Origin of the sequence: Pseudonocardia petroleophila (assembly GCF_014235185.1) — a bacterium.
Taxonomy (GTDB): domain Bacteria; phylum Actinomycetota; class Actinomycetes; order Mycobacteriales; family Pseudonocardiaceae; genus Pseudonocardia; species Pseudonocardia petroleophila.
On the sequence record NZ_CP060131.1, the window covers coordinates 5,936,184 to 5,962,700 of the forward strand.

The 26,517-nt window shown below is 70.7% G+C and carries 23 protein-coding genes and 2 pseudogenes; 17 read left to right on the top strand and 8 right to left on the bottom strand.

Features of this window, described 5'->3' with window-relative positions; genetic code table 11:
* Position 1: 1 nt before the first annotated feature.
* Positions 2 to 679, bottom strand: coding sequence for a flavodoxin family protein (locus H6H00_RS29095; RefSeq protein ID WP_185722860.1), 678 nt, complete (start codon positions 677 to 679; stop codon positions 2 to 4).
* Positions 680 to 877: 198 nt separating this feature from the next.
* Between H6H00_RS29095 and H6H00_RS29100 the strand changes: the two genes are divergently transcribed.
* The 9 genes from H6H00_RS29100 (at position 878) to H6H00_RS29140 (ending at position 10,025) form a co-directional block, all read left to right on the top strand.
* Positions 878 to 3,634, top strand: coding sequence for an AAA family ATPase (locus H6H00_RS29100; protein ID WP_185722861.1), 2,757 nt, complete (start codon positions 878 to 880; stop codon positions 3,632 to 3,634).
* A 187-nt stretch (positions 3,635 to 3,821) separates the two neighbouring features.
* Positions 3,822 to 4,304, top strand: coding sequence for a VOC family protein (locus H6H00_RS29105; RefSeq protein ID WP_185718821.1), 483 nt, complete (start codon positions 3,822 to 3,824; stop codon positions 4,302 to 4,304).
* Between the two features lie 35 nt (positions 4,305 to 4,339).
* A complete protein-coding gene (locus H6H00_RS29110; protein WP_185718822.1) occupies positions 4,340 to 5,302 on the top strand; it encodes a ring-cleaving dioxygenase in 963 nt (320 codons plus the stop codon).
* Positions 5,299 to 5,958, top strand: coding sequence for an alpha/beta hydrolase (locus tag H6H00_RS29115; protein ID WP_185718823.1), 660 nt, complete (start codon positions 5,299 to 5,301; stop codon positions 5,956 to 5,958). Before H6H00_RS29110 ends, H6H00_RS29115 begins: the two co-directional genes overlap by 4 nt.
* On the top strand, positions 5,942 to 6,343 hold the full coding sequence (locus H6H00_RS29120; protein WP_185718824.1) for a Rid family hydrolase: 402 nt from the start codon (positions 5,942 to 5,944) through the stop codon (positions 6,341 to 6,343). The genes H6H00_RS29115 and H6H00_RS29120 overlap by 17 nt, the downstream gene beginning before the upstream one ends.
* 61 nt (positions 6,344 to 6,404) lie before the next feature.
* Positions 6,405 to 7,253, top strand: coding sequence for an NmrA/HSCARG family protein (locus H6H00_RS29125; protein ID WP_185718825.1), 849 nt, complete (start codon positions 6,405 to 6,407; stop codon positions 7,251 to 7,253).
* Between the two features lie 318 nt (positions 7,254 to 7,571).
* Positions 7,572 to 8,009: a hypothetical protein gene (locus H6H00_RS29130; RefSeq protein WP_185718826.1), complete on the top strand. Its 438-nt coding sequence runs from the start codon at positions 7,572 to 7,574 to the stop codon at positions 8,007 to 8,009.
* Between the two features lie 58 nt (positions 8,010 to 8,067).
* The gene (locus H6H00_RS29135) at positions 8,068 to 8,904 is read left to right on the top strand and encodes an alpha/beta fold hydrolase (RefSeq protein ID WP_185718827.1); all 837 of its coding nucleotides are present in this window, start codon (positions 8,068 to 8,070) and stop codon (positions 8,902 to 8,904) included.
* A gap of 131 nt (positions 8,905 to 9,035) precedes the next feature.
* Positions 9,036 to 10,025 (top strand): IS481 family transposase, encoded by a 990-nt coding sequence (locus H6H00_RS29140; protein ID WP_185722862.1) that lies wholly within the window; start codon positions 9,036 to 9,038, stop codon positions 10,023 to 10,025.
* On the opposite strand, the gene H6H00_RS29145 is transcribed toward H6H00_RS29140, so the two are convergent.
* Positions 10,000 to 10,332: a DUF5615 family PIN-like protein gene (locus tag H6H00_RS29145; RefSeq protein ID WP_185718828.1), complete on the bottom strand. Its 333-nt coding sequence runs from the start codon at positions 10,330 to 10,332 to the stop codon at positions 10,000 to 10,002. The genes H6H00_RS29140 and H6H00_RS29145 overlap by 26 nt on opposite strands.
* Before the next feature lie 329 nt (positions 10,333 to 10,661).
* On the opposite strand from H6H00_RS29145, the gene H6H00_RS29150 reads away from it, so the two are divergent.
* Entirely contained in the window at positions 10,662 to 11,156 is a 495-nt protein-coding gene (locus H6H00_RS29150) for a DUF2867 domain-containing protein (protein ID WP_185718829.1), read from the top strand.
* Positions 11,157 to 11,301: 145 nt separating this feature from the next.
* Here H6H00_RS29150 and H6H00_RS29155 read toward each other — a convergent pair.
* Both H6H00_RS29155 and H6H00_RS32580 read right to left on the bottom strand, forming a co-directional pair.
* A pseudogene (locus tag H6H00_RS29155) lies at positions 11,302 to 12,352 on the bottom strand (AMP-binding enzyme); the annotation flags it as partial.
* Between the two features lie 100 nt (positions 12,353 to 12,452).
* Complete coding sequence (locus H6H00_RS32580; RefSeq protein WP_255425429.1) at positions 12,453 to 13,154, bottom strand: CBS domain-containing protein; 702 nt, start codon at positions 13,152 to 13,154, stop codon at positions 12,453 to 12,455.
* 232 nt (positions 13,155 to 13,386) lie between these two features.
* Here H6H00_RS32580 and H6H00_RS29165 point away from each other — a divergent pair.
* Positions 13,387 to 14,653, top strand: a pseudogene (locus H6H00_RS29165) (IS256 family transposase).
* Positions 14,654 to 14,714: 61 nt separating this feature from the next.
* Here H6H00_RS29165 and H6H00_RS29170 read toward each other — a convergent pair.
* Positions 14,715 to 15,620, bottom strand: a complete 906-nt coding sequence (locus H6H00_RS29170) for a SigB/SigF/SigG family RNA polymerase sigma factor (protein WP_185722864.1) — start codon at positions 15,618 to 15,620, stop codon at positions 14,715 to 14,717.
* A gap of 652 nt (positions 15,621 to 16,272) precedes the next feature.
* On the opposite strand from H6H00_RS29170, the gene H6H00_RS29175 reads away from it, so the two are divergent.
* The 4 genes from H6H00_RS29175 (at position 16,273) to H6H00_RS29190 (ending at position 20,333) form a co-directional block, all read left to right on the top strand.
* Positions 16,273 to 16,986: a GAF and ANTAR domain-containing protein gene (locus H6H00_RS29175; protein WP_185718830.1), complete on the top strand. Its 714-nt coding sequence runs from the start codon at positions 16,273 to 16,275 to the stop codon at positions 16,984 to 16,986.
* A gap of 315 nt (positions 16,987 to 17,301) precedes the next feature.
* On the top strand, positions 17,302 to 17,463 hold the full coding sequence (locus H6H00_RS29180; RefSeq protein WP_185718831.1) for a hypothetical protein: 162 nt from the start codon (positions 17,302 to 17,304) through the stop codon (positions 17,461 to 17,463).
* A gap of 69 nt (positions 17,464 to 17,532) precedes the next feature.
* Positions 17,533 to 18,804: a PP2C family protein-serine/threonine phosphatase gene (locus H6H00_RS29185; protein ID WP_185718832.1), complete on the top strand. Its 1,272-nt coding sequence runs from the start codon at positions 17,533 to 17,535 to the stop codon at positions 18,802 to 18,804.
* A gap of 1,130 nt (positions 18,805 to 19,934) precedes the next feature.
* Positions 19,935 to 20,333 carry a VOC family protein gene (locus H6H00_RS29190; RefSeq protein ID WP_185718833.1) on the top strand — a complete coding sequence of 133 codons (399 nt, stop codon included), beginning with the start codon at positions 19,935 to 19,937 and terminating at the stop codon, positions 20,331 to 20,333.
* A 1,208-nt stretch (positions 20,334 to 21,541) separates the two neighbouring features.
* Here the strand turns inward: H6H00_RS29190 and H6H00_RS29195 are convergent.
* Complete coding sequence (locus H6H00_RS29195) at positions 21,542 to 22,300, bottom strand: alpha/beta fold hydrolase (RefSeq protein ID WP_255425430.1); 759 nt, start codon at positions 22,298 to 22,300, stop codon at positions 21,542 to 21,544.
* Between the two features lie 548 nt (positions 22,301 to 22,848).
* Here H6H00_RS29195 and H6H00_RS29200 point away from each other — a divergent pair.
* Positions 22,849 to 23,697 carry a SigB/SigF/SigG family RNA polymerase sigma factor gene (locus H6H00_RS29200; protein ID WP_255425431.1) on the top strand — a complete coding sequence of 283 codons (849 nt, stop codon included), beginning with the start codon at positions 22,849 to 22,851 and terminating at the stop codon, positions 23,695 to 23,697.
* A gap of 38 nt (positions 23,698 to 23,735) precedes the next feature.
* Here H6H00_RS29200 and H6H00_RS29205 read toward each other — a convergent pair whose 3' ends face one another.
* Together H6H00_RS29205 and H6H00_RS29210 are read right to left on the bottom strand one after the other, a co-directional pair.
* On the bottom strand, positions 23,736 to 23,978 hold the full coding sequence (locus H6H00_RS29205; RefSeq protein ID WP_185718835.1) for a hypothetical protein: 243 nt from the start codon (positions 23,976 to 23,978) through the stop codon (positions 23,736 to 23,738).
* A 137-nt stretch (positions 23,979 to 24,115) separates the two neighbouring features.
* The gene (locus tag H6H00_RS29210; protein ID WP_185717264.1) at positions 24,116 to 25,381 is read right to left on the bottom strand and encodes an IS256 family transposase; all 1,266 of its coding nucleotides are present in this window, start codon (positions 25,379 to 25,381) and stop codon (positions 24,116 to 24,118) included.
* 135 nt (positions 25,382 to 25,516) lie between these two features.
* Between H6H00_RS29210 and H6H00_RS29215 the strand changes: the two genes are divergently transcribed.
* Positions 25,517 to 26,200 carry a maleylpyruvate isomerase family mycothiol-dependent enzyme gene (locus H6H00_RS29215; RefSeq protein ID WP_255425432.1) on the top strand — a complete coding sequence of 228 codons (684 nt, stop codon included), beginning with the start codon at positions 25,517 to 25,519 and terminating at the stop codon, positions 26,198 to 26,200.
* The last annotated feature ends 317 nt before the right edge of the window (positions 26,201 to 26,517 follow it).

Sequence of the window (26,517 nt, forward strand, 5' to 3'; positions counted from 1 at the left end):
CTCAGCGGTACTCGGGGTTGACGGCGTCCGGGTGGGTCCCGGCCTCCCACCGCGTGCGCTGGTTGCCGTAGGCGGGGAAGCCGCCCGCGGCCCGGATCATGGACGCGGTGTGGAGCAGGTTGTAGGTCATGAACGCAAGATTGCGATTGGTGAAGTCGTTGTCCGGGCCGCCCGAGCCCTCGTCGAGGTAGGACGGGCCGGGCCCGACCTCGCCCAGCCAGCCCGCGTCGGCCTGGGGCGGCACGGTGAACCCGATGTGCTGCAGGCTGTAGAGGATGCTCATCGCGCAGTGCTTGAGGCCGTCCTCGTTGCCGGTGAGCAGGCAGCCGGCGACCCGCCCGTAGTAGGCGTACTGGCCCTGTTCGTTCAGCACACCCGAGTAGCCGTAGAGCCGTTCGATCACCCGCCGGGTCACCGAGCTGTTGTCACCCAGCCAGATCGGACCGCCGATGACCAGGATGTCGGCGGCCAGGACCCGTTCCAGCAGGGCGGGCCACTCGTCGGTGGCCGCCCCGTGTTCGGTCATGTCCGGGCGGACGCCGGTGGCGATGTCGTGGTCGACCGCGCGGATCTGGTCGACGACGACGCCGTTCTTCTCCATGATCTCGACGCTGCGGTCGATCACGCCCTGGGTGTGGCTGCGGCCGGGCGAGCGGTTGAGGGTGCAGTTGATGTACATCGCGCGCAGCCCGGTGAAGTCGGGCTGCAGGGTCAGGGACGCAGCGGCGGACGATTCGGTGCTCACGGGCACAGTGTCGAGCGGAAGGCGCCGGGCCGAATCGGTCGTCCGATCGGTCGGTTCGTCCTGTTCCGGGCCGGGGAGCGCTATAACTGGACCGGGCCGCTGTCCTGCGCCCCGGGGGAAGGCGCGGTGACGATGGAGTTGTTCGGACGCAGCACCGAGACCGCGGTCCTGGACCGGCTGGTCGCTGCCGCAGCAGGCGGAGCGGGTTCCGGGCTGGTGCTGTGGGGCGAGCCGGGGATCGGCAAGACGGCGCTGCTCGACCACGCGGTGGGCAGGGCGTCCGGATCGACGGTGCTGCGGTGCCGGGGCACCCGGCTGGAGTCCGGGCTCGCCTTCGCCGCGCTGCACCAGCTGCTGTGGCCCGTCGCCGACCGCCTCGACACCCTCCCCGCGCCGCAGGCCGGGGCGCTGCGCGGCGCCCTGGGCCTGAGCGAGGAGAAGGCGAACCGCTTCCTCATCGGTGCGGCGGTGCTGTCGCTGGTCTCCGACCTGGCCCGGGAGCGCCCGGTGATCGTCGTGGTGGACGACGCCCAGTGGGTCGACGAGGCGACCGCGCATTCGCTGGGGTTCGTGGCACGGCGGGTGCGGACCGACGCCGTCCTGATCCTGCTCACCGGACACTCCGATCCCGCGTCGGGGCCGTGGGAGGGCCTGCCCGCGCTGGAGATCCGCGGCCTCGCCGACGACGACGCCCGCTCGCTCGTACGGGCTTCGATGCCGGGTGCCCGGCCGACGGTGATCGACGAGGTGACCCGCGCGGCAGGGGGCAACCCGCTTGCCCTGCACGAGCTGCCGACCCTCGACCGGGAGCCGGACGACACGCCGTTACCGTCGCTGGGCGACCCGGTGCCGATCGGCCCCCGGCTGCGGCGGGCGTTCCTGGCCCGGGTCGAGTCGATGTCGGGCCCGGCCCGTGCCCTGCTGCTCCTGGCCGCGGCCGAGGACCGGGGCGACCGCCTCGCCGTGCAACGGGCGGGGGCCGCATGGGACGTCGACGCATCCACCTGGGACGACGTGTCGCGCTCGGGCATGCTCCGCACGGCGGGGACACGCATCGAGTTCCGGCACCCCATGATCCCCGCGGCGATCTACGACGGCGCGTCGCTGTCGGAGCGGCACGCGGCGCACCGCGCGCTCGCCGCGGTCCTCCCCGCGGAAGCGATCGAGGAACGCGCCTGGCACCTGGCCGCCGCCGCCGAGACGCCCGACGAGGACGTCGCCGCGCTGCTCGAGCGCGCGGCCGAGAAGTCCCTGCGCTGCGGCGCGGGCCCGACGGCCGTGCGCACGCTGCGGCGGGCGGCCGAGCTGTCCCCGTCTGCGCCCGACGCCGCTCGCCGGCTCGCCGCCGCCGCCGGTGCCGCGTGGCACGCGGGCCACGCCGACGTCGCCAGGCGCCTGCTCGACGACGCCGGGCGCCTGGAGAGCGGGACCGACATCGCCCGGGCCAGCCGGGGGCTGCGCGGCATCCTCGAGTTCACCACCGGTATCCCGGAGCGCGCCCATCGCTATCTGGTCCACGACATGGACGCGGTGAGCGGCGCGCGGTCCACGGTCCGGCTGGGGTCGGTGGCGGTCCGCGCCGCCTGGTCCGCCGGGCGCAGCGACCTTCAGCTCGAGTCGCTGCAGCGGTTGCTGGCCGTGGACGCGGGCGAGGACGACTCGCTGGCCGAGCAGCTGCCCATGTTGCGAACCTGGTGGTCGTGCTACGACGAGTCCGGCGAGATCGCCCGGATCAGGCCGGACGGGGCCGGGGACACGTTCCGCAGGTTCTTCACCGCCGCGTGGGAGCTGCTGCCGCCGGTGCCGCTGGTCCAGGCCTGGGGTATCGAGGGTCCGCTGCGCGACGCTCTGCGTGTGCAGGCCGCCGAGCTCCGGCGTCGGCACGAGATCGCTGCCCTGGCCGTGGTGCTCTCCCAGGCCGCGGTCCTCGACCTGGCCGCGGGGCGGTGGGACGCGGTCGAGACCGAGGCGACCGACGGCCTGCACCTGGCCGAGGAGGTCGGCGCGGACCACGTGGCCACGCAGTGCCGCGGCACCCTGGGCTCCCTGGCCGCGGGTCGCGGCGACGAGGAGGGCGTCGAGGAGTACACGTCGAGCGCTCTGCAGGTGTCGGTCCCGCGGGGTGTGCGGGCCCTCACCGCGTCGGCGTACTGGCCCCGCGGACGGGCGGCTCTGTTCGCCGGTCGACCCGTCGAAGCGCTGAACCACCTGATGCCACTGGTCGGACAGGGCCACGAGGCCGCCCATCCCACCTTCGCGCTGCTCGCGGCCGCCGACACCGCGGAGGCCGCGGTGCAGGTCGGCCGGTTCGACGTCGCCGGGTCCCGGCTGAGCGCGGTGACGACGTGGGCACAACGGTCGGATGCTGCCTGGGCATGGGTGACCGTCCACCGGCTGCGGGCCCTCGTCGGGGACGGGCCGACGGTCGAGCAGTCGTACCGGGATGCGCTCGACGTGCCGGGGGCGGCGGACCGGCCCTTCGAGCATGCCCGCACCGGGTTGCTCTACGGCGAATGGCTGCGGAGGGCACGCCGTCGGGCCGACGCGCGGACGCAGCTGGCCGCGGCGGCGGAGGTGTTCGACCACCTCGGCGCGGAGCCGCTGCGCAAGCGCGCACTACGCGAACAGGGCCTAGCCGACGGGCCCACGGCCCGCCGCGGGCCCGGCCCGGCCGCCACCCTGACCGTCCAGGAGATGCGGGTGGCTCGCCTGGCGGCCGACCACATGACCAATCGGGAGATCGCGGCGCAGCTGCTGATCAGCCCGCGCACGGTCGGCCACCACCTGGCCAACGTCTATCCCAAGCTCGGCATCACCTCACGCGGAGAGCTCACCCGGATCGATCTCTCCGGCGACCTGCGACTCCGCGTGGGCGCCCACGACGGATGATCCGTTCGGCCGCGCGCCGGTGACCGATTGCGCGCCCGATTCGTGCGCATCGAGCCCGTCGTAGCGTCTGGCCCGTCGAGGAGTGATGCCCGACGTACCCACACGAGCATCACGCGCCCGGTCAGCATCCCCTTCACGCCCGAGGGCCGGGCCACACGGCCGGCGGCCACGAACCGGAAGGAACCACATGAGCACCGACGAACAGACCCGCGCCGCGCTCCGCAACGAGTTCCTGCAACCGCAGGAGCGGCGGCCGACCTCCAGCGCACGGGGCCTGCACCACACGGCCCTGATCTCCTCGGACGTCCGCACGACGATCGAGTTCTACCAGGGCGTCCTGGAGTTCCCGCTCACCGAACTGATCGAGAACCGGGACTACCCCGGCTCGTCGCACTTCTTCTTCGACATCGGCAACCGGAACCTGCTCGCCTTCTTCGACTTCCCCGGCCTCGACACGGGGCCCTACCGGGAGGTCCTCGGCGGGCTGCACCACGTCGCGATCTCGGTCGACCCGGACCGCTGGGAACACCTGCGCGACAGGCTCACCGCCGCCGGGATCGAGTTCGTCCTGCACAGCGAGGTGTCGCTCTACTTCAGCGACCCCGACGGCGCCCGACTGGAGCTGATCGCCGACCCGCTGGGCGAGATGTACGGCGAGATCGTCCTCTGACCGGCCCACCATCGAGCGCTGCCGCTGGAGGCACCATGACCACGATCGCCCCCGCCGGGCTGCACCACGTCACCGCCATCGCCGCGGACCCCCGGGAGAACGTCGCCTTCTACACCGATGTCCTGGGACTGCGGCTGGTCAAGCGGACCGTCAACTTCGACGACCCCGGCACCTACCACCTCTACTACGGCGACGCCTCAGGTTCACCTGCCTCGATCCTGACCTTCTTCCCCTGGCGCGACGTGCCGACCGGGCAGGTCGGCACGGGACTGACGACCGCGACCGCGTTCAGCGTCCCACCGAGCTCGCTGGGGTGGTGGCAGAACCGCCTGTCCTCGCTCGGAGTCGACGCCGACGCCCCGGTCGACCGCGACGGCGTCGAGATCCTGGCCCTGCGCGACCCGCACGGCCTCGTCCTCGAGCTGGTCGCCTCCCCGGGCGACCACCGTTCCGGATGGGACGGGGCGGCCGCCATCCCCGACGAGCACGCGGTGCGCGGCCTGCACTCGGTCACCCTCACCGAGGCGGTCACCGAGCCCACCCAGCGCCTGTTGACCGGGATGCTCGGCATGAGCCTGCTCGAGGAGAACGGCGACCGCAGCCGGTTCGCGATGGCCGACGGCGAGGCGGGGGCCCTCGTCGACGTCACCGGTTCCACCGGCCGCCGCGGGGTGCAGGCCGGCGGGACCGTCCACCACATCGCGTTCCGCGTGCCCGACCGGGCGATGCAGGAGGACTGGCGGCGGCAGCTGGCCTCGGCCGGGCTGCACGTCACCGACATCCTGGACCGGCAGTACTTCACCTCGATCTACTTCCGCGAGCCCGGCGGCGTGCTGTTCGAGATCGCCACCGACACACCCGGCTTTACCGTCGACGAACCGCTGCTGACCCTCGGCCGCACTCTGAAGCTGCCGCCGTGGCTCGAGCCGAGCCGGGCGCAGATCGAGCGGGTGCTGCCCACGCTCGAGCCGGCGGAGGACGCTGGGACGACGCCGTGACCGATGTCCTCGACCGCCCTCACGTGTGGCTGCCGGGCTCCCCGGGCCACCCGCCCCTGTTGTTCCTGCACGGGACCGGCGGGGACGAGCACGACCTGCTTCCACTGCGCGAGCACCTCGATCCCCGTGCCCCGGCGCTGTCCGTGCGCGGGACCGTGCTGGAGAACGGCGTGCCCCGCTTCTTCCGCCGGCTCGCCGAAGGCGTCTTCGACGAGGACGACCTCCATCACCAGGTCGACGCCCTCGCCGAGTTCCTCGTCGCCGCAGAACAGCGCTACGGGGTCCCGGCCGGGTCCTGGACCGCGGTCGGCTTCTCCAACGGCGCCAACATCGCCTCGGCGTTGCTGTTCACCCACCCGGAGCGTCTCGACGGGGCGATCCTGCTCGCCGCGATGATCCCGTTCCGCGACGGACCACCGCCGTCGGACCTGTCCGGTCGGCGGGTGCTGATCTCCAACGGCCGGCACGACCCGATGGCCACGGCCGTCCACACCTCGACGCTGCTCGACCAGTTCCGGTCGGCGGGCGCCGAGACGACGGCCGCTCCGCACGACGGGGGACACACCATCTCCCCCGCTCGGCTGCCGCGCATGGCGGCCTGGCTCGCATCACACACGACCGACAGGAAGAGGAACGACGATGGCCACCATCAGTGACACCTTCAACCACGACGTCCCGTGGGAGTCCGCCTACGGTTACAGCCAGGCGCTCCGGGTCGGCGACACCGTGTACGTCTCCGGCCAGCTCGCGCACGACGACCAGGGCCTGCTGGGCGAGAACGACATCGACAAGCAGCTCGAGGTGTCCTTCGCCCACCTCGACCGCGCGCTGGGGCACTTCGGTGCCACCCGCCGTCAGGTCATCGAGACCAGGGTGATCATGACCGAGTTCCGGGCGAACTTCGGCCCGGTCGCCGCCGCGCACAGCGCCTACTTCGGCGACCACCGGCCGACCAGCACGACATTCGGCGTCACGGAGCTGGCACTGCCAGGTCAGCTCGTCGAGATCGGCGCGATCGTGCTGCTCGACCTCCCGCGCTAGCCACGACCGCGACGGTCCTCACGGCGGAGACCCGTGCCGTGTCACCACGAGAGAGGCAGACATGTCCGATCCGATCCTGGTGCTGGGAGCGACCGGGGGTCAGGGTGGCGCCGTCGTCCGGGCCCTGCGCGGACGCGGGGCCACGATCCGCGCACTGGTGCGGGACCCGGCCGCACCGCGCGCGCGAGCTCTGGCCGAGAACGGGGTGGAGCTCGTCGCGGGCGACCTGTCCGACCGGGCCTCGGTGCGAGCGGCGATGGACGGTGCGGTCGCCGCGTTCGCCGTCACCACCCCGTTCGAGGCAGGCACGGACGCGGAGGTGGCTCAGGGCAGGGCCATCGTCGGCGCCGCCCTCGACGCCCGGCTCCCGCACATGGTGTTCAGCTCGGTAGCCGGCGCCGATGCGGGCACCGGCGTCCCGCACTTCGAGAGCAAAGGCCTGATCGAGACCGAGCTGCGCGCGTCCGGCCTGCAGCACACCGTCCTGGCCCCGACCTACTTCTTCGACAACGCCCTCGGCAGCCGCCACGAGGCGCTCGCCGGGGTGCTGCGGCTCCCGATCACCTCCGACCACCCGCTCCAACAGCTCGACCGCGCCGATCTCGCCGACCTCGCCGCGATCGGGCTGACCGACCCCGGGCGCCTGGCCGGGCGGCGAATCGAGGTCGCCGGCGACGCGCCAACGCCGGCGGAGATGGCCGAGGCACTCACTCGCGTCCTCGGGCAGGAGGTCCGCCACGACCGGCAGGACATCGCCACGATCGGTGACCCCGACATGCACGCGATGTGGACATTCCTCGCCGAGGAGGGCTACCAGGCCGACCCGGTCGCCCTGCGCGCTGAATTCCCCGAGATCGCTTGGACTCGGTTCGCCGACTGGGCCGGGAATGCGCTGACCCCGTTTACGTGACCGGCACCGGTGTCGTAGACCATTCTCCAGTGCAGCTGCTCGTCCACAGGCCACCACGCAGGGCCAGCATTGCGACCCGGTCCTATCGAGTTCCGTTGCGGCACACCGCGTGATTATCGGAGTCGGGTAGCTGGATTCGTGGCCACCGGCCTTCAAAGGATAGCCGTGAGGGACAGGGCTGAGCAGCGCTGAGAGCTCCGATCTCATCGCAGCGAAGCGGCGCATCGCCGAGTTGGGGTTCGAGCTGGCCGCGCACCGGCGGGCCGGCGAGCTACTGGTGAAGGCGGTGGCCAAGGGGCGCTGTGAAGCGACGGCGGTGTGGCCGGCGAGGGCCTGCCCGTCCAGGTCGCCGCCCGCGTGCTCACCGTGTCGAAGTCGCGCTACCTCCGGTTTCGCAGCCGCGGCCCCTCTGCCCGACAGGTGCGGTACGCCCTGTTGACCGACGTGATCCGGGAGCTGCACCAGCCCTCGTGCGGCACCTTCGGCTACCGGCGCGTGCTCGCCCTGGGCCGCGGCCTCGTGATCGCGCACGGCATCGTGGAGCTGCTGATGGCGCGCGCCGGCCTGGCCGGGTCAATTGAACGGCCGCGATGGGAGGAAACCCGCCCGGATCTGATTACAAGGACCTGGTGGATTGCCAGTTCCACCGCGATGGAGCCTACCAGATTGGACCGTTGGAGTCGTCGCCCGGCGACCGACTGCCCGGTCGTACCGGTGCGATCACGGCATTCCGACGGTGGGTCGGCAACCACTTGAGGTCGCGGCTACGCCGGATGGCTCTTAGCCAACTTACTTGACCAAAATGGAGGATGACATGACCGAGCACCTGTCTTTGACCGGCGGCACGATCGCCTACGACGTGAGCGGCGAGGGTCCGCTCGTGGTTCTGGCCCACGGCATGGGCGACACCCGCCGTTCCTACCGGTTCCTCGTGCCGGGGCTGGTGGCGGCCGGGTACCGGGTCGCCAACGTCGACATCCGCGGGGCCGGGGAGTCCAGCACCGGCTGGGACGGGTACAGCCGCACCGACGTCGCCGGTGACCTGGTCGCCGTTGTCCGTCACGTCGGCGGCCCCGCCGTCATCGTCGGCCAGTCGCTGAGCGGGGGCGCGGCCGCGATCGCCGCAGCGTCGGCCCCGGACGTGGTCACCGGGGTCGTGCAGCTCGCCCCGTTCACCCGCAAGCAGACGGTTCCCCTCGGCGGGCTGTTTCGCGTCGCCCGGTACCGGAAGGCGTTGACGCTCCTGACAAGGGTCGGGCTGTTCGGCAGCCTGTCGGCGTGGGTGCAGTACCTCGACCTCGCCTACCCCACTAAGCCAGCCGACTGGGCCGAGGAGCTGGGTCGGACGAAGGCGACGTTGAGCGACCCCGAACGCATGAAGGTCCTGCAGGCCATGGGCCGCAGCGCCCCCACCGATGCCGGCGCGCAGCTGCCCTACATCGTCTGCCGGGTCCTGGTAGTCATGGGCGGTCTGGACCCCGACTGGGCCGACCCCCGCGCCGAGGGCGAGAAGGTCGTCGCCGACCTTCCCGCCGACCTCGGCGAACTGGCCGTCATCGACGGCGCGGGCCACTACCCCCACGCCCAGACCCCGGACAAGGTCCTCGAGCTCACCCTGCCCTTCCTGAACCGGACCCTGGCCCGTGCCTAGGTGTACTGATCGGAGACGTTGGTCGAGGTCGTGTGACGACACGGTCTGACTGATCTTGATAGGTGAGGACCCCCTGGGGTGGTGTGGAGCTGTCTGACGGCACCCACACCACGACCCAGGAGGTCCTCACCGTGCACGCTAACGCCGCGCTGACCCCGACCGCACGACTACGGCTGGGGAAGCTGGTCGTCGAGCAGGACTGGCCCGTCGCCCGGGCTGCGGAACGGTTCCAGGTGTCCTGGCCGACGGCGAAACGCTGGGCCGACCGGTACGCCTGCGAGGGCGAGGCCGGCATGCAAGACCGGTCCTCCCGCCCGCACCACTCACCCTGCGCGACGCCGGCCCCGGCGGTGCGCAAGGTCGTGCACCTGCGCTGGAAGCAACGCCTGGGGCCGGTCGGAATCGCCGCGATCCTGGGGCTGTCGACCTCCACGGTGCACCGCATCCTGACCTCGTGCCGGATCAACCGGCTCTCCCACCTGGACCGGGCCACCGGGGAACCTGTGCGCCGCTACGAACATCCCCACCCCGGCGACCTGGCCCACGTGGATGTGAAGAAGCTGGGCAACATCCCCGACGGCGGCGGATGGCGCTTCGTCGGACGCGCCCAAGGCAAGCGTCATCGGGCCGCGACCCCGGGCAAGCCGCGCAACCGTCACCACCATCCCAAGATGGGCACCGGCTACCTGCACACCGTCCTGGACGACCACTCCCGCGTCGCTTACACCGAGATGTGCGACGACGAAACCGCCGCCACCGCGGTCGCCGTGCTGCACCGGGCAGTGGCCTGGTTCGCCGCCCGCCACGTCACCGTCCGGGCGGTCCTGACCGACAACGGCGCCTGCTACCGCTCACACCTGTGGCGCGAGGCCTGCGCCGAGCTTGAGATCCGCCACCGCCGCACCCGCCCCTACCGCCCGCAGACCAACGGCAAGGTCGAACGGTTCCATCGGACCCTGGTCGAGGGATGGGCGTTCCGCCGGCTCTACGCCAGCGAAACCCACCGCCGCAAAGCCCTACCGGGCTGGATTCACGAGTACAACCATCACCGACCCCACACCGCCTGCGGCGGACACCCACCGATCACCAGATTGACTAACCTGTCCGATCAGTACACCTAGGGCCGGGTTGATGGCAGCCTCGGTCACCGAGTCGGCCAGGGCGCCGGCGAATGACCATCGCGTCTGGGCCCGGCTCGGCGAAGTCGGCATTTCCCAGCGCATCGAGCACCGGGTCGAGGTTCGCCTCGAACAGCGCCAGCAGTGCCGCGTTCGCACCCCGGCCTTCGCCGTCCGCCACCTCCGCGATGCGCGCGTCGGTCGTGGGGTTGCCCTCCGGCAGCTCCGACGTGTGCACGACATGCAGGCCTGCGTCAGGCACGAACCGTGCGAGCCGAGCGGGGAGTTGCGCGTCGACGAGGAACTTCACGCCGCGCCGAGCGGAACCACCCGACCGCCGCCGCGAGCGCCCCGGCCTCCAGAGGTCCGAGCAGGTCGTCATGCTCAAGGTCCGGGTAGTCCTCGAGCACCTCGCCGATCGTCATCCCGGACGACAGCTACGAAGTCGACTCTCCTGGGCTGATGAAGACGCCCTACCTACATCGGAGGTGCCACCTGCAGGACCCAGCACTCGTCGCGGTCGCCCCAACGGAGCGCGGCCCGCTTGCCGATGACGAGGTACCGTGATCAATCACGGAACGCCGTGCCGACGACGGCATCGGGGGTCCGCGACGAGAGGGGCGTCTCGTGGCCCACCGAGTGGCGCTTCCGGAAGCGGTCCTGACCCTGGGGCTGGTAGACGGCGTCGACTACTGCGACTCCTACGCCTGCCCCCGCCGCGTCACCGATCCACCCGCCCGGATCCGCGACGGCCGGTCGGCCGACCAGGTCACCGCTCTGGCATTCGGCACACTTCCGACCTGGCTGCGCCAGATCATCGCCGGCGTCCACCGCCACGTGCTCAGACTCGACCTCGAGCGTCCGTCCACAGTGCCCGTTCCGGGGTGGCGCCGGGTGCACTCCGGGCCGGACCAGGCCGTCTACGCCGTCGACGGCTCGCTCCTCGCGGCCCGACTCGTGGTGTCGGTGACCCCCGCGACGGTCCAGGTCAGCACGCTCGTCCACTACGAGCGGCCGGTGGCCCGCATCGTCTGGGCCGGTGTCGGTCCGATCCACCGGATCATCACCCGCCTCGTGCTGGACCGCGGAGTCATCGCGGAGGGCCGCCGCGACGCTGACTTCCGGGACTCGTGAGCGAACGTCGCCGACGTCGTCACATCCGGTGCGCCCCCCGTTCCTGAACCGCGACGTCAGCTACACCCGCACCCCACCTCCCGAAGCCACGAGGGCGATCAGGATCCACGCCTGGGCGAGAGTGCGATCCCGGGCGCCGACAGCGTCACGCCCGCAGTTGCGGGAACTGATCGTCGCGCCACTCGGCGCTCGCAGCCGCGTCGGGCTCGTCCTGCTCGCGGCGGCGCAGGTCGACCCGCCGGATCTTCCCGGAGATCGTCTTCGGTAGCTCGCCGAACTCCAACCGCCGGATCCTCAGGTACGGCGCCAGGTGCTCGCGGGTGTGCCGGAAGATCGCCAGGGCGGTGTCGCGGTCGGGCTCCCAGCCGGGAGCCGGCGTCACGTACGCCTTCGGCACGGCCAGGCGCACCGGGTCCGGCTGCGGCACGACGGCGGCCTCGAGCACGGCGGGGTGCTCGATGAGCACGCTCTCCAGCTCGAACGGCGAGACCTTGTAGTCCGAGGCCTTGAACACGTCGTCGGTGCGCCCGACGTAGAACAGGTAGCCGTCGGAGTCCCGGGTGGCGGTGTCCCCGGTGTGGTAGTAGCCGCCCGCCATGACCTCGTCGTTCTTCTCGGGCATGTCCAGGTAGCCGACCATGAGGCTGGTCGGACGTCGCGACAGGTCCAGGCAGATCTCGCCCTCGGTCTCCGACGGCTCCCCGGTGACCTCGTCGACGAGGACGACCGGGACACCGGGCAGCGGGCGGCCCATCGATCCGGGCTTGACCACCGAGCCCGGGGTGTTCCCCACCGAGGCGGTGCCGGGCGTAGTTGTAGAGGAAGATCGTCGCTCCGGCGATCCACGGCGCGAAGAAGCAGCTCCAGGCGTGCTTCACCCAGCCCGGTGAGCTGATGTTGAGGTGCACGTCGCCCGGGGTGATCCCCAACCAGAACATCGTGGACAGGTGTCCAACCGGGTAGGACTCGTGGGTGTGCTGCACCAGCTTCGGGCGATGCGCGGGGTCATGTACAGCGCGGTGCGTGAGCACCTGCCCATCGGCGACATCGCCGTCCGCCACGCCGGCGTCGTCGTCGGCAAGATCGCCCGCGACGTCACGGCCCAGACAGGTCGGGAACCGCGCTCCGCGAACTGGCGGACATCGCCCGTTCGACGGTCGATCCATGCTCCGCGCCAAGCCGAACCGCGCCGCGCCGGAGTGCCTGAGCCGGCTGTTGACCGGGGAGGCCGGTGCGGCCTGGCGGACGACCCGTGCCATCGAGAGGCCCACCGTGTCACCGAGCGAACCGCGGGCACTACAGGTGGGGGTCGGCCGCACTGATGTCGGCGAGCACCGAATACGGATCCCGGTCCATGACCAGATCACCCAGGCTGACGACCCCGACGACACGACCGTCCAGCACCACCGGCAGCCGCCTCACCGCGTGCCGTCGCATGATCAACGCGGCCTCACGAACCGGCGTGTCCGGTCCGACTGCGACCACACCGCGCTCGGTGCACGCCTCCCGCACCGGGGTGTCGGGGCCCCGCTTCACCGCGGTGACCCGCACCGTGATGTCGCGGTCGGTACAGATCCCCAACAGCTCCCCGGCCTCGTCGAGGACGACGACGGAGCCGATGCCGTTCTCGGCCATCCGGCGAGCCGCCTCACTGACCGGCCAATCGGCCGGTACCGCGACCGGGTCGGACGCCATCACCTCGGCAACGGTCTCGGCCGGAACCGTGAGCCGCTCCTCGTTCGACGGACCCATCGTGCTCAACGAAAGCGCTCCCCCTCGTGGTCGGTGCAGTGGCGCATCTCCCGCAGTTCGGTGACTACCCCGTGCACACGGATCTACACGGCCCGCCAGACCCAGTTCCTCCAGCCGATCGGTGGCATGAGGCCAGAACAGACGCCTCGGCGGACGCGCGACAACGCTTCGCAACCCGATCCCCCGCCCCGGCGGCGCGATCCGCGCCGCGCACGCCGGAACGGCGCCGACGGGGATCCTGGCCACGAGACGGGCCCCCTCCAGGCTGCACAGTTCGAGCGGGCCGTTGCGAGCCGCGATACGACCGGGCTGGCATCTCGCATCCTGACGGACCGCCGCGCCATCGACGAGGCCGGGCGTCTGAGCACTCCGTTCGACGTCCCGGTGTCCGGCGCCGTCGAGGCACCGGCGAGGGACTGTCCGACGAACGGTGTAACTGGTCCGACACGCCGAGCGCAGCTCGGGGGAGGGATCAGCAATGACCGAGACGATCGAGCCTGTGCCGGATCGGATTGATCAGCAGCAGCTCGCCCAGCAGTTGGTGGAAGCAGCCCGGGCCGAGGGGGTGGAGCTTGTCGGCCCGGGCGGTCTGCTTACCGGGTTGACGAAGACGGTGCTCGAGACCGCACTGGAGGCGGAGATGACCGAGCACCTGGGCTATGACCGCCACGACCGGGCCGGGCAGGAGAACCCCAACTCCCGCAACGGGACTCGCGTCAAGACGGTGCTGACCGAGATCGGGCCGGTGCAGATCGAGGTGCCCCGTGACCGGGACGCCAGCTTCGACCCGGTCATCGTGCGCAAGCGCCAACGGCGTCTGGACGGCATCGACGAGATCGTGTTGTCGCTGACCGCCCGCGGCCTGACCACCGGGGAGGTGGCGGCGCATTTCGACGAGGTCTACGGCGCGAAGGTCTCCAAGGACACGATCTCGCGGATCACCGACAAGGTCCTCGACGAGTTGGGCGAATGGGCCCAGCGTCCGCTCGACGCGGTCTACCCGGTGCTGTTCATCGACGCCATCCACATCAAGGTCCGCGACGGCCAGGTCACCAACCGGCCCTTCTACGTCGTCATCGGCGTCACCGTGGACGGGCACCGCGACATCCTCGGGATCTGGGCCGGCGACGGCGGCGAGGGCGCGAAGTACTGGCTCCACGTCCTGACCGAGATCAAGAACCGCGGCGTGGTCGACGCCTGCATCGTGGTCTGCGACGGCCTGAAAGGCCTCCCGGAGTCGATCACCACCGTGTGGCCCCCACGCGCTGGTCCAGGCCTGTGTGCTGCACCTGATCCGCAACACCTTCCGCTACGCCTCCCGCCGCTACTGGGAACAGATGGCGCGGGATCTGCGCCCGGTCTACACCGCGCCCACCGAGGCGGCCGCCGAGGACCGGTTCGCCGAGTTCGCCGCGACCTGGGGCGGGCAGTACCCGGCGATCATCGCGTTGTGGCGCTCGGCCTGGTCGGAGTTCGTGCCGTTCCTCGACTACGACGTCGAGATCCGGAAGGTCATCTGCAGCACGAACGCGATCGAGTCGATCAACGCCCGCTACCGGCGCGCGGTCAAGGCCCGCGGCCACTTCCCGACCGAGCAGGCCGCGCTCAAGTGCCTCTACCTGGTCACCCGAGCGCTCGACCCGACCGGGAAGGGCCGGGCCCGGTGGGCGATGCGCTGGAAGCCGGCGCTGAACGCCTTCGCGATCACCTTCGCCGGACGTATCGTTCCCAGCAACGGAAGCTAGCCATCACGACCGGTTACACCGTTCATCTGACACTCCCACCGGCGATGACGTGATCGGCGCGTCAGGTGGTGCCGATGCGTTCGCGAAGCGTGGCGAGGGTCCGGCTGAGCAGGCGGGAGACGTGCATCTGCGTCACGCCGACCTGCGCACTGATCTGGGTCTGGGACAGCTCTCCGAAGAAGCGGAGCACCACGATGGTGCGCTCGCGTTCGGGCAGGTCGTCGAGGGCCTTGCGGAGTTCGTGACGGTATGCGGCCGCGTCCAGGGCGGTGTCGACCATGCCGACGATGTCCGCGAGGACCGTGTCGGTGCCGTTGTGGCCGACGATCGCGTCGAGGGAGTCGGGGTGGTGGGCCTGCCGGGCGCCGAGAGCATCGACGACTTCCTCGACGGTCGTTCCGAGGTGGGCTGCGATCTCGCTGGGTCGGGGCGCGCGGCGGAGTGTCGATGACAGGGTGGCCACGGCGTCGCGGATCGGGACCTGGAGATCCTTGAGGCGGCGAGGAACATGCATGCTCCACGTGCGGTCCCGGAAGTGGCGCTTGATCTCGCCGGTGATGGTCGGCACGGCGTAGCCCAGGAAGTCGATCCCGCGTTCGGGATCGAACCGGTCCAACGCCCCCAGCAGGCCGATCGCACCGATCTGCTGGAGATCGGCCAGAGGCTCACCGCTGTCTCTGTACCGGCGCGCGATGTGGACCACGACCGGCCAGTACCCGCTGGTCAGTTCATCGCGCAGCGCCCGCCGTCGCGGATCGCCTGCCGGCATCGCTGCGAACTCGGCGAGCTTGGGCCTCAGATGCTGGTACTCGTTCGGATACGGCCGGGTGGCCGTTGCGCTGAGTGCGCCCGCGGGCGAGGTCTCGTCGACCTGCTCGGTGACCACCAAGATCGCGGGTGGAGAGGAACGCTGCACCAGCGCACTCGGCTTGCGGGTGACGACCGCGGGGGAAGAAGGCCGCTTCATACTCACCAGCCCTTCACGATGAAGGACGCGCTGCTACACAGCCGAGTGGCGGCACAGTCCGACGCGTCGATGCCGGGCTGTGTGTTCAACCGTGCTCGACGCTAGATCGACCGCGCACAGTCGGCAACTGCACGCACGACCGCGCTCCCCACGAGCCCGCTCGCACCGGTCACGAGAACACGCATCTCGACGAGGGGCTGGGTGCCGTGGCCGGGGACAAGCCTCGCGGACGGTGAACGGCCGGGGAAGACGCGGACGGTGCGGGTGATGGCGGTGCCAGGATGGGTGACCTGCCGCCGCCGGTCGCGCCGTACTCGCCCTGCTCGTCGCCGACGATCCCGACTTCACCCGCTGGTGGACCGAGCACGAAGTGTCCGAGCGAGGACCCCGCCACCCGTCGCTCGACCCGGCGGTGCACTGAGCCGCCCTGCCGGGCCGGACCGGCCCGTTGTCGGTATTGTCCGACATTGCTGGTGGTGACCGGGTCCCCGTCGCCCCAGGCTGCTCCACGCGCACACCGGAGCACCGTTCTCCACCGCTCACGAAACCGGGACCCCGCTCTTGCACGCCACCTGCGATCGACGACGCCCCGTACGCCGATGCGCGCGGTCCGATCATCATCGGGCCGGACCGCGTGGTTGAACCGGGATCGGTGACCCGTGCCCTGTTGGCCATCGCCCGCGACGGCCTCGACGATCACGCACTGGCCGAACGGATCTGTCGAGCCTGCGTCGACGGGCTCGACGTTGACGGCGCAGCCATCTCGTTGTTCACCACGAGCAGCGCGCGAGAGACGTTGTGGGCCACCGACGCCACCGCGGCACTCCTGGAAGATCTGCAGTTCACCCTCAACGAGGGCGCCTGCATGGAGGCCGCGACCACCGGCCTCCCGGTCTTCGTGGCCGACCTCGGCCACAGCACCGAAGCGGCCCGATGGCCGGTGTTCGCCGGCGCGGTCGCCGAGCAGGCCCCGGTCGGCGCACTGTTCGCGCTCCCGCTGCACTGGGGCGCGATCAACCTCGGTGTGCTGGACCTATACCGCACGACTCCCGGCGAGCTCGACGAGACCCAGCGCCGCGACGCCCTCGCCGCCGCCGACACCGCGACCCTGATGCTGCTCGGACAGCGGACCGATCCCGCTCCGGACCGACCGGGACACGACACCGGGTGGGTCCACCACAACGGCGGCGGACCCCGCGCGGAGATCCACCAGGCCACCGGGATGGTCCTGGCCCAGCTCGACGTCAGCGCCACCAACGCCCTCGCCCGGCTCCGAGCCCACGCCTACCGGCACCGACGCCCGCTCCTCGACGTCGCCCGCGACGTCGTGGACCGCACGCTGGTCTTCACCGAGGATATGAACTAGACCGATGCCCGACGACGGAAGGGACACCTGAGGCAGCCCGCCGTCCCGGGGAGAATCTGCCCGCGTCGGCCGTGCCGAGCAAGACATGACGGGGTTTCGCACCGCTCCCGATCGGGCTACCTCGACGAACGGGCATCACGCTGGTCCGCAACGAGGTGCGGAGGAGTCGTCCGGATGGTCGATCATCGCGATGCACCACGGGTGCCGATCGCCATCCACGGAGGCAGAGGATCTCTGTTCGCCCTGCTGGTCTTCGGGCGCTCACCCTTCGGGTACGTGACGATGCTCGGTCGATTGACCGCCCGAGGGACACCGGTGCTCGAGGACGCTGCCCTGGGGCTGCGGCGCGAGGGCTTCCGCTACCTCACGATCGACGAGTCCGGACTGATCACGACCAACTCGGACGGCGCGATCTCGATGCGCCTGTTCCGGGAGCAGTTCGAGATCATGCCCGGCTCCGCGTCCGACCTGTCCTGACCGACTTCCGGTACCGCCCCCAGGTGCAGCGACGACTCGCTGCACCTGCGCACGTAGGGTCCCGGACTGATGGAACCGGACAGCATCACCACGGCGATGTGGATCGAGACGCTCACCCGGGTGATCGACGGCGGTCATCTGGCCCGGGGCGAAGACCTCTCCGGACTCATCGACCTCGCCGCCCGCCCCCTCGGGCTGAGGGTCGAGCTGTTGATGGTCGATCTGGCACAGCAGTCGCTCATCCCCGTCCGGACCGAGTCACGGCCCCCGGTGGGCATCGCCGGCACGATGGGCGGCCGGGCGTTCCAGCTCGGCGAGATCCTTCCCTGCCTCGACGACGGCATGCGGACGCTCTGGGTGCCCGTCCTCGACGGAACCGATCGAGCCGGGGTGATGCGGGTCGGGATCGGCGACCTGCGCGACGACGGGGACCTGCGGCGGCGGCTCTGGACCCTGGCCGGTCTGGCCGGTCACCTCCTCATGACCAAGCTCGCCTACAGCGACCGGCTCCGTCGCCTGCGCAGCAACGGCCCGCTGTCGCTGGCCTCAGAACTGCTCTGGCACCTGCTCCCACCCCGGACCTTCGCCACCGAACGCGTCGTGGTGGCCGCGCTGCTTGAGCCCCACGCGCAGGTCGCGGGCGACGCCTACGACTACAACATCGACGGCGACATGATCGACCTCGCCGTCTTCGACTCCCTCGGCCACGACATCCGCGCCGCACTCACCAGCACGCTCGCCATCACCGCCGTCCGCAACGCTCGACGCGACGGGGAGACAGACCTGGAGGTCATCGCCGCGCGGGCCGACGAAGCGATCCTGAGCCAGTCCGGACCTCGTCAGTTCGCCACCGCCGTCCTGGCCCGGTTCAACACGTCCGACGGAGCCCTGGAGTACCTGCTCGCCGGACACCCACCGCCGCTGCTCGTACGCCACAACCGGGTCGTCAAGGAACTCGTCACGACGCCCCGGCTGCCCCTGGGGCTGCAGATACCCGGGGTGCCTCTACCGGTCGTGGGCCGCGAGCAGCTCGAGCCCGGCGATCGCCTCCTGCTCTACTCCGACGGCATCGTCGAAGCACGTGACGGTGACGGCGCGTTCTTCGGCGAGGCACGCCTCGTCGAGCTCACCGAGCGCGCGGAGGCGGACGACCTCTCCGCCCCGGAGACGCTGCGCCGCCTCGGTGCGGCTGTGCTCGCTCATCAGGGTGGAGAACTCCAGGACGACGCCACACTCGTGATGCTCGACTGGTCCGACCGGGGGCACCTCCGCCTGTTTCCGTCTTCGACGTCAGAATCAGAGCCGCCGATGGACATACGCGACTCACCCACCGAGCGGTGACGGGCCTCTCCCACCTGGTCGTGGGTTGGGTCGTGAACTGTCGCAGTACCCCCATCCCCCGCTTCCCCGTTGTCGTCAGTACTGCACCGACGGCGCACTGCAGGGGAATCCGGGGGCCCACTCCGGCGGCGGCGAGGCCGCGTAGGCCGAGAACGGCGGATCTGCCCGGGGGGCATCACGCAGATCCGCCGCTCTTCTGTCTTGCCGCCTGCGCGGCGGAGCAAACGTCGGGTCGGTGCCCGTCGCCGCTGGTGATCACCTCGAGTTCGTGCGGGTCGACTGATGCCGGGCCCTGGCCGTTGGCCTGCGTCTCGGCGGATGTGGGGCCGTCGGCGGGGCTCCCCACTTCCTGACCGGATCGGTTCTCGCTCACGGCGACGCTTCTCAGTTCAGGACGGTCACGGTGCGCACGGTCTCGCCGAGGGCCGGGATGTCCTCCGGGATGCCGATGCCGGCGGTGAAGTACCCGATGAACCCGCCGTCCACGGCTCGGACGGCGACGATGGCCGTCGACCCGGCCTCCCCGTAACCGGTCGCGGTGCTGGTAGAACCACCAGCCCTACGACCCCGCCGACCACCGCGCCCTACGACCCCTGCTCCACCCCGACACCGTGGCGGCCTGACCTGGCTCTCCGAGGTCGGGTCCGGGCAACGCCCGGCACCCGGAGGGAGTCGGCCGCCAGGACCGGAGCTCGAAGCCTGTGCATGGGTGCACCACCGGCCGGATGATCAGCTGGTCTCTTCTCGCGTCGGCGCGACGGGATCTCGCCCGGGTTCGGGTGGCGGTCCAGGCTCGCCGGACGCGACCGCGCAGCGGCCGCAGAGCTCGGACCGGCGCCGGGTTCCCGGCACCGTCACAGCGTCGATGCGACGGGAGACCCATGCCTGGACCCGGCGACACCACCCCCGACGCCCGCCGGCCTGATACCGACCTGCGATCAGCCCAACGACGCAGCCCAGAGCTGGCCCTCCACCACTCCGCGCACGGTCCGCATCCGCGCCGAAACGGCCGCCCCGCGGCGATCCAGGCAAGGTCCGATGCTCGCGAACCTCGACCGAACAGATGAGTTCGATTCCGGGCAAACGTCTCAGACAGCACAAGCTCTCCAGCCCGATCTCCAGGAGACACCATGACCGCCCAGTTCCACCCACACCTGTACTTCGAGACCGAGTGCCGCGCTGCGATGACCCGGTACCAGGCGGTCTTCGGGGGCGACCTCCAGCTCAACACCTTCGGCGAGATCGGAATGGAAGGCGATCCGGACAAGGTTCTCGGGGCATCGCTGAGGACCCCCGACGGCCTCGTCCTGACGGCCGGCGACGTCACCCCGGGCTCCAGCGCGGGCACGGGCGGCTCCATCTCGATCACCGGCGACGAAGCGACGCTCCGCGGCTGGTTCGACGCTCTCGCCGAGGGCGGAGAGGTCCACATGCCGCTGGAGAAGCAGATCTGGGGCGAGGTCTTCGGACAGTGCGTGGACCGCTTCGGCATCACCTGGCTGATCAACGCCGAGACCGGCAGAAGCTGATCCGCGCTCGCCCCGGCGGCCAAGACACACACCAGCGTCCCGTCCCGGACGCGGAGACGACGGCAACGGATCGATTGCCTGGCGAACGCGACGGCGCCGACCCAGGCACTCGACCAGACCGACGCCGCGGAGTGTCTCCCAACACTGAGCGCTCGGCCACGGCTCTCGCTGCCCGCGACGAGCTCGGTGTCAGCCGCGATCGGACCTACAGAGACGCGCCGACGGGTGCATCCCGAGGGCCCCGTCCCGTCCGGGCAGAGGCGTGTCGAAGAACCGCGCGTTGTCCGCGACGAACGCCTCGTGCCCAGCTTCGACCGCCCGGTCCAGGTGCTCGGGTGCTCGGGTGCTCCGTCCATGCCCGCCTCGCGAGCGCCCTCAGGACTCGTCGATGGTCACAGCACCCACCGCAATTGTGGAGAACACTGCGCGCGAGGCTCTGGCCTGACCGATTCCCACCTCGCCCGGCCACAGATCGACCACCGGGTCGACCGTGTGGTTTTCTGGTGGTCGATCCGTGGTCAGAACGACTAGGACCGTGGTCCGGGTCGTGCTCCACATAGATCTTCCGGAGCTGCTGTCGCCCCTCCATCGCAGCCCGTCCGACGCGCAGATCCGGCGTGCTCTCCTCGTGCTCGTGCGCCCCAAATGCGCCCTAAACGGCCATTGGATCTTCATAAGTGCAGCTCAGAGGCCTACGACCCGCTCCACTACGACGTCTGATCGAGGCGTTCCGCTGACCTTCTGATCAGCGCCGGAACGGCGGTTGACCAGGCAACACGTCTCTCGACGGTTGCCGGTGTCAACCGCCGTTTCTCGTGCCCGTGTGCCACGGATGTGCCACGAGCCGAGATCACCTCTCGACCTGTCCGGTTCGACGAACGAATCGTCGGATCGGCATCTCCGACGGGCCGGCTGGGCGTGCGCGACCGGCTTGTCGATCCTCCACGACCACACCCGGCAACGACGCACACCTCGGCCGATCGCGCGCCGCAGGACGACAGGCATCACGATCCCTCGATCGGCGGCCTGACGAGCACGACCAGCCCGAATCGCCCCTGCGGGCTCCTCGTGCGTCACGACGACCACGCGGCGATCACTCCGCACCGGGGAACGCCCCCGTTCCCGCCCTCCGGAGGCAGAAGGCAGCCTTCTGCACATCTCGCTGCCCCCGTGGTCATGGCTGTCCCGTCAGCTCAGGACTCTGGCCGTCACCGGTCGCGGGAGCCGCGTCGGCCGGGCCGGCTGAGGTGGGCCAGCGCATCGCGCGGAAAGCGGCGGTCGGCGAGCGCGCCACCGTGGCCGCGGCCGGGGTAGAGGGCCAGCCGCCCGTCCGCGACGCCGTCGGCGGTGGCCCGGAACAGGGCCGCGGGATAGGCGAGGTCGTGGTCACCGCCGATGACGAGCGTCGGTGCCGTGATCTCGGCCAGGCGGTCACCGAGGTCGAAGCGGGCCTCGGCGCGCAGTGCGGCGACCCAGTCCGACCGGTCGATGTGGCGGCCGAACACCAGGGGTTCGGACAGCCACTGCAGGTCGCCGAGCAGCCGTTGTCCGGTCGGCGACGTGGTGCTCGCCCGGGCGAACGCACGGTAGGCCGCCCGGCTGTCCCCCCGCTCGTGCAGGTCGGCGACGGCGCGCAGCACTTCCCGCCCGAGGTCGCCCACCCGGTGGGCGGCCCCCACGACGACGAGCCTGCGCACGAGATCCGGCCGGTCCGCGGCCAACTGGAGCGCGACGGAGCCCCCGGTGGACACACCGAGCACGTCGACGGGGCCGTCGACCGCCGTCGCGAGCGCCGTCGCATGGTCGGCCGCCAGATCGGCGAGGGTGGTGTCCGCTGCGAGGCCGCGCCGCCGGTTGACGAGCCAGACCCGGCGGTCCCGGGCCAGGCCGCGGAAGGTGAACAACACGGCCCGGCGGGCCAGGCCGGTCGGGTTCGCGTGCACCGGCGTGGCGCCCCCGAGCACCACCAGAGGGCAGCCTGAACCGAAGCGCAGAACCGGAAGCCCGGCTCCGATCACACCTGACTCCACCGTCGGATCCACCCCGCAAGATTCGCACCCGACCGGCTCCGTGCAAAGGGCGCCGTCACCCCGAGGGGCACCGGGATCGCCCGACCCGGGATCGGTGACGTGGCCGGTGGCGCGCGGCCGGCGACTATCGCGTGCACAGTGCTTTGGCTTCCCTGCCCTCGCCACCTCATCCGCCCTCGACGGTCGGCTCTTCCCGTCTGACGGATCAGGTCCGATCGGTCGAGCACCGATAGAGACGAAGCCGACGATTCCCAGCGATCCGAAGCACGCGGACACACTCGAGTTCATCGCATTACGCCTTTCGGCGGCATGCCACCGGCCACACCCACTGAGGCGGTCGCGGCCGACAACCCCACGTGTCACCATTCCCGGAAAGTGGCCGCATCGCGAAGAGCTCCTTCGACGACGGCACGGCATCCACGATCCTCCGCCGGAGGCGACTCCTCGCCCCCTGTCCGACCGATCCGAAAGGACCAGAGGCACAGGTGCGTGCGGAGATCGAGCAGGCTGCCGATGACGATCCGTCCCCTGCGGTGGACGTCGTACCGCCCCCGCCCGGCCGCCGTGGGGCGTCGCACGAGTACGCACACCTGACACCGGTCCTGGTGGAGTTCGCCAACCTCTCCGCCACCGACCCCCGGCACCGGGAACTCGAAGAAGCGCTGCTGAGCGCCTTCCTCCCGGTCGTGCGGAACATCGCTCGTCGGTACCGCGACAGCGGTGAGCCGCTGGCCGACCTCGAGCAGGTCGGCGCCATCGGGCTCCTCGGCGCGCTGAAGCGGTTCGACCCCGGTACCGGCAACGACTTCCTGAGCTTCGCCGTACCGACCATCACCGGCGAGATCAAACGTCATTTCCGCGACCGTTCCTGGGCGATGCACGTCCCCCGCCCGATCAAGGACCTGCAATCACGCCTGCACGCCGCCGTCGAGGAACTGTCGACCACGTCCGGGCAGGCGCCACGGCCCAGCCAGATCGCCGCACACCTCGGCGTGAGCACCGCGAAGATCCTGGACGCACTGGACGCTCAGCAGACCACCCGGAGCAGTTCACTCGATGAGCACCTCGCCGGATCCGACACCGCTCTCAGCGAGTTCCTGGGCCATCCGGACACCGGCTTCGAACTCGCGGAGCACCGTTCCGGACTGCGCTCGGCCCTCACCGCGCTCTCGCCCCGGGAACGGCACATCCTCGGGCTGCGCTTCTTCGAAGATCTCAGCCAGACACAGATCGCGATGCGGGTGGGCATCTCGCAGATGCACGTTTCACGCACCCTCGCGAAGTCTCTTGCCACCCTCCGGCGCAGCCCCGCTCTGAACCACCAGGGGTCCTGAACGGTAACGGAGCACACCAACCGCCGCGCTCGGTGCGGTCAGCCGCAGAGTGCGGCGAAGAAGGCCGCGTTGTCGTCGGCGATCGGTGCACTCCCCCGCACGATCTGGCCGAACGGAACCGGCACCGTCCGAGCCGCTCCGGAGATCGCCTGCCCGTTCGCCCGGCAACCCCCACCGCTCCCGGCCGGGGTCTCACCCGGCGCCGCGGACGCCACCGCAGGGAACAACACCAGACCCACCAGCACCGCGCCGCCGCAGACGATCGCTCGCACCCGTCGCATCGTGCTCCTCCTCATCCGGTGACGCCGTCCCGGCACCACCGGAAGGGTCGCCCCGATCTTCCGCCTCGTTACCACCGGGGACGGGTGGGGCGGGAAACGCGGGAGTGTCAGATGAACGGTGTAACCGGTCGTGATGGCTAGCTTCCGTTGCTGGGAACGATACGTCCGGCGAAGGTGATCGCGAAGGCGTTCAGCGCCGGCTTCCAGCGCATCGCCCACCGGGCCCGGCCCTTCCCGGTCGGGTCGAGCGCTCGGGTGACCAGGTAGAGGCACTTGAGCGCGGCCTGCTCGGTCGGGAAGTGGCCGCGGGCCTTGACCGCGCGCCGGTAGCGGGCGTTGATCGACTCGATCGCGTTCGTGCTGCAGATGACCTTCCGGATCTCGACGTCGTAGTCGAGGAACGGCACGAACTCCGACCAGGCCGAGCGCCACAACGCGATGATCGCCGGGTACTGCCCGCCCCAGGTCGCGGCGAACTCGGCGAACCGGTCCTCGGCGGCCGCCTCGGTGGGCGCGGTGTAGACCGGGCGCAGATCCCGCGCCATCTGTTCCCAGTAGCGGCGGGAGGCGTAGCGGAAGGTGTTGCGGATCAGGTGCAGCACACAGGCCTGGACCAGCGCGTGGGGCCACACGGTGGTGATCGACTCCGGGAGGCCTTTCAGGCCGTCGCAGACCACGATGCAGGCGTCGACCACGCCGCGGTTCTTGATCTCGGTCAGGACGTGGAGCCAGTACTTCGCGCCCTCGCCGCCGTCGCCGGCCCAGATCCCGAGGATGTCGCGGTGCCCGTCCACGGTGACGCCGATGACGACGTAGAAGGGCCGGTTGGTGACCTGGCCGTCGCGGACCTTGATGTGGATGGCGTCGATGAACAGCACCGGGTAGACCGCGTCGAGCGGACGCTGGGCCCATTCGCCCAACTCGTCGAGGACCTTGTCGGTGATCCGCGAGATCGTGTCCTTGGAGACCTTCGCGCCGTAGACCTCGTCGAAATGCGCCGCCACCTCCCCGGTGGTCAGGCCGCGGGCGGTCAGCGACAACACGATCTCGTCGATGCCGTCCAGACGCCGTTGGCGCTTGCGCACGATGACCGGGTCGAAGCTGGCGTCCCGGTCACGGGGCACCTCGATCTGCACCGGCCCGATCTCGGTCAGCACCGTCTTGACGCGAGTCCCGTTGCGGGAGTTGGGGTTCTCCTGCCCGGCCCGGTCGTGGCGGTCATAGCCCAGGTGCTCGGTCATCTCCGCCTCCAGTGCGGTCTCGAGCACCGTCTTCGTCAACCCGGTAAGCAGACCGCCCGGGCCGACAAGCTCCACCCCCTCGGCCCGGGCTGCTTCCACCAACTGCTGGGCGAGCTGCTGCTGATCAATCCGATCCGGCACAGGCTCGATCGTCTCGGTCATTGCTGATCCCTCCCCCGAGCTGCGCTCGGCGTGTCGGACCAGTTACACCGTTCGTCGGACAGTCCCGGAAACGCGGCCGGCACTGCACCGGCCTGGAGACCGATGAGTCCGTGGGCGGTGTGTCGTCATCAGTCCGTGAGCGCGGTGTCGGGCCGCGCTGGACCGATCTGGCTACAGGGGGACGTCGTGACGGTTGGGGAAGTCCGTGAGGCTGTGGTCGCAGAGCGCCGCGCGCAGGTCGCCCTGTACGCCTCGCTGACCGAGGCGCAGTGGACGGCGCCGAGCCTGTGCGCCGGCTGGAGTGTGCACGAGGTGCTCGCCCACACCACGATGCCTTTTCGATACTCGTTGCCGCGGGTGCTGCTCGAGGTCGTCAAGGCGCGAGGGAACTTCGATCGCATGGCTGATCGTCGAGCGCGTCGGGATGCCGCGGACCTGGCTCCGGAGCAGCTGCTGTCGTCGTTGCGTGACAACGTGGGGCACCCGTGGGCGCCTCCGGGCGGTGGCCCGCTCGGTGCGCTGTCCCACGACGTGATCCACGGTCTCGATGTCTCGGTGGCGTTGGGGCGGGACGACCACGCCTCCCCGCAGCGGATCGCGATGGTGCTGGCGGGTATGGAGCCCGAGCATCGCGCCGTGTTCGGGGTGGACCTCACCGGCATCGAGTTGCGGGCGACCGATGCGGATTGGTCCTACGGCTCCGGGGACGTCGTCCGGGGCGGCGTCCAGGAGCTACTGCTGATCGTGTGTGGACGTCCGGTGCGGGCCGAGCGGCTCGACGGCGACGCGGTGACGCGGTTGGCCACGGTGCGGGCGTAGTGCGCTGGGCATGGGCGCTCCGTGGTGCTCGTCGGTTCACCGTTCGCGGGTCCCGGGTCGCCGCTCCCGCACGCTCGGTGTTCGGCGCTCACCTCTTGTCCACGGTCCGCGCGACCCAGGTGACCACCAGGCCCTGCGTTCTCAGGGCGGACGTCAAGCCATCGGCCTTACCGAGAAGGCGACCCGGTGCCCCCAGGTGCATCTCCGACGACGGCCGCCGACACTTCCCGGCCGCGCCCCATCGGTCAGGGGCCGATCCTCGCCGGCATCCGGATCGCCGCGCCTGCCCGGGAGCGATCGATTCGTTGCCGGGGACT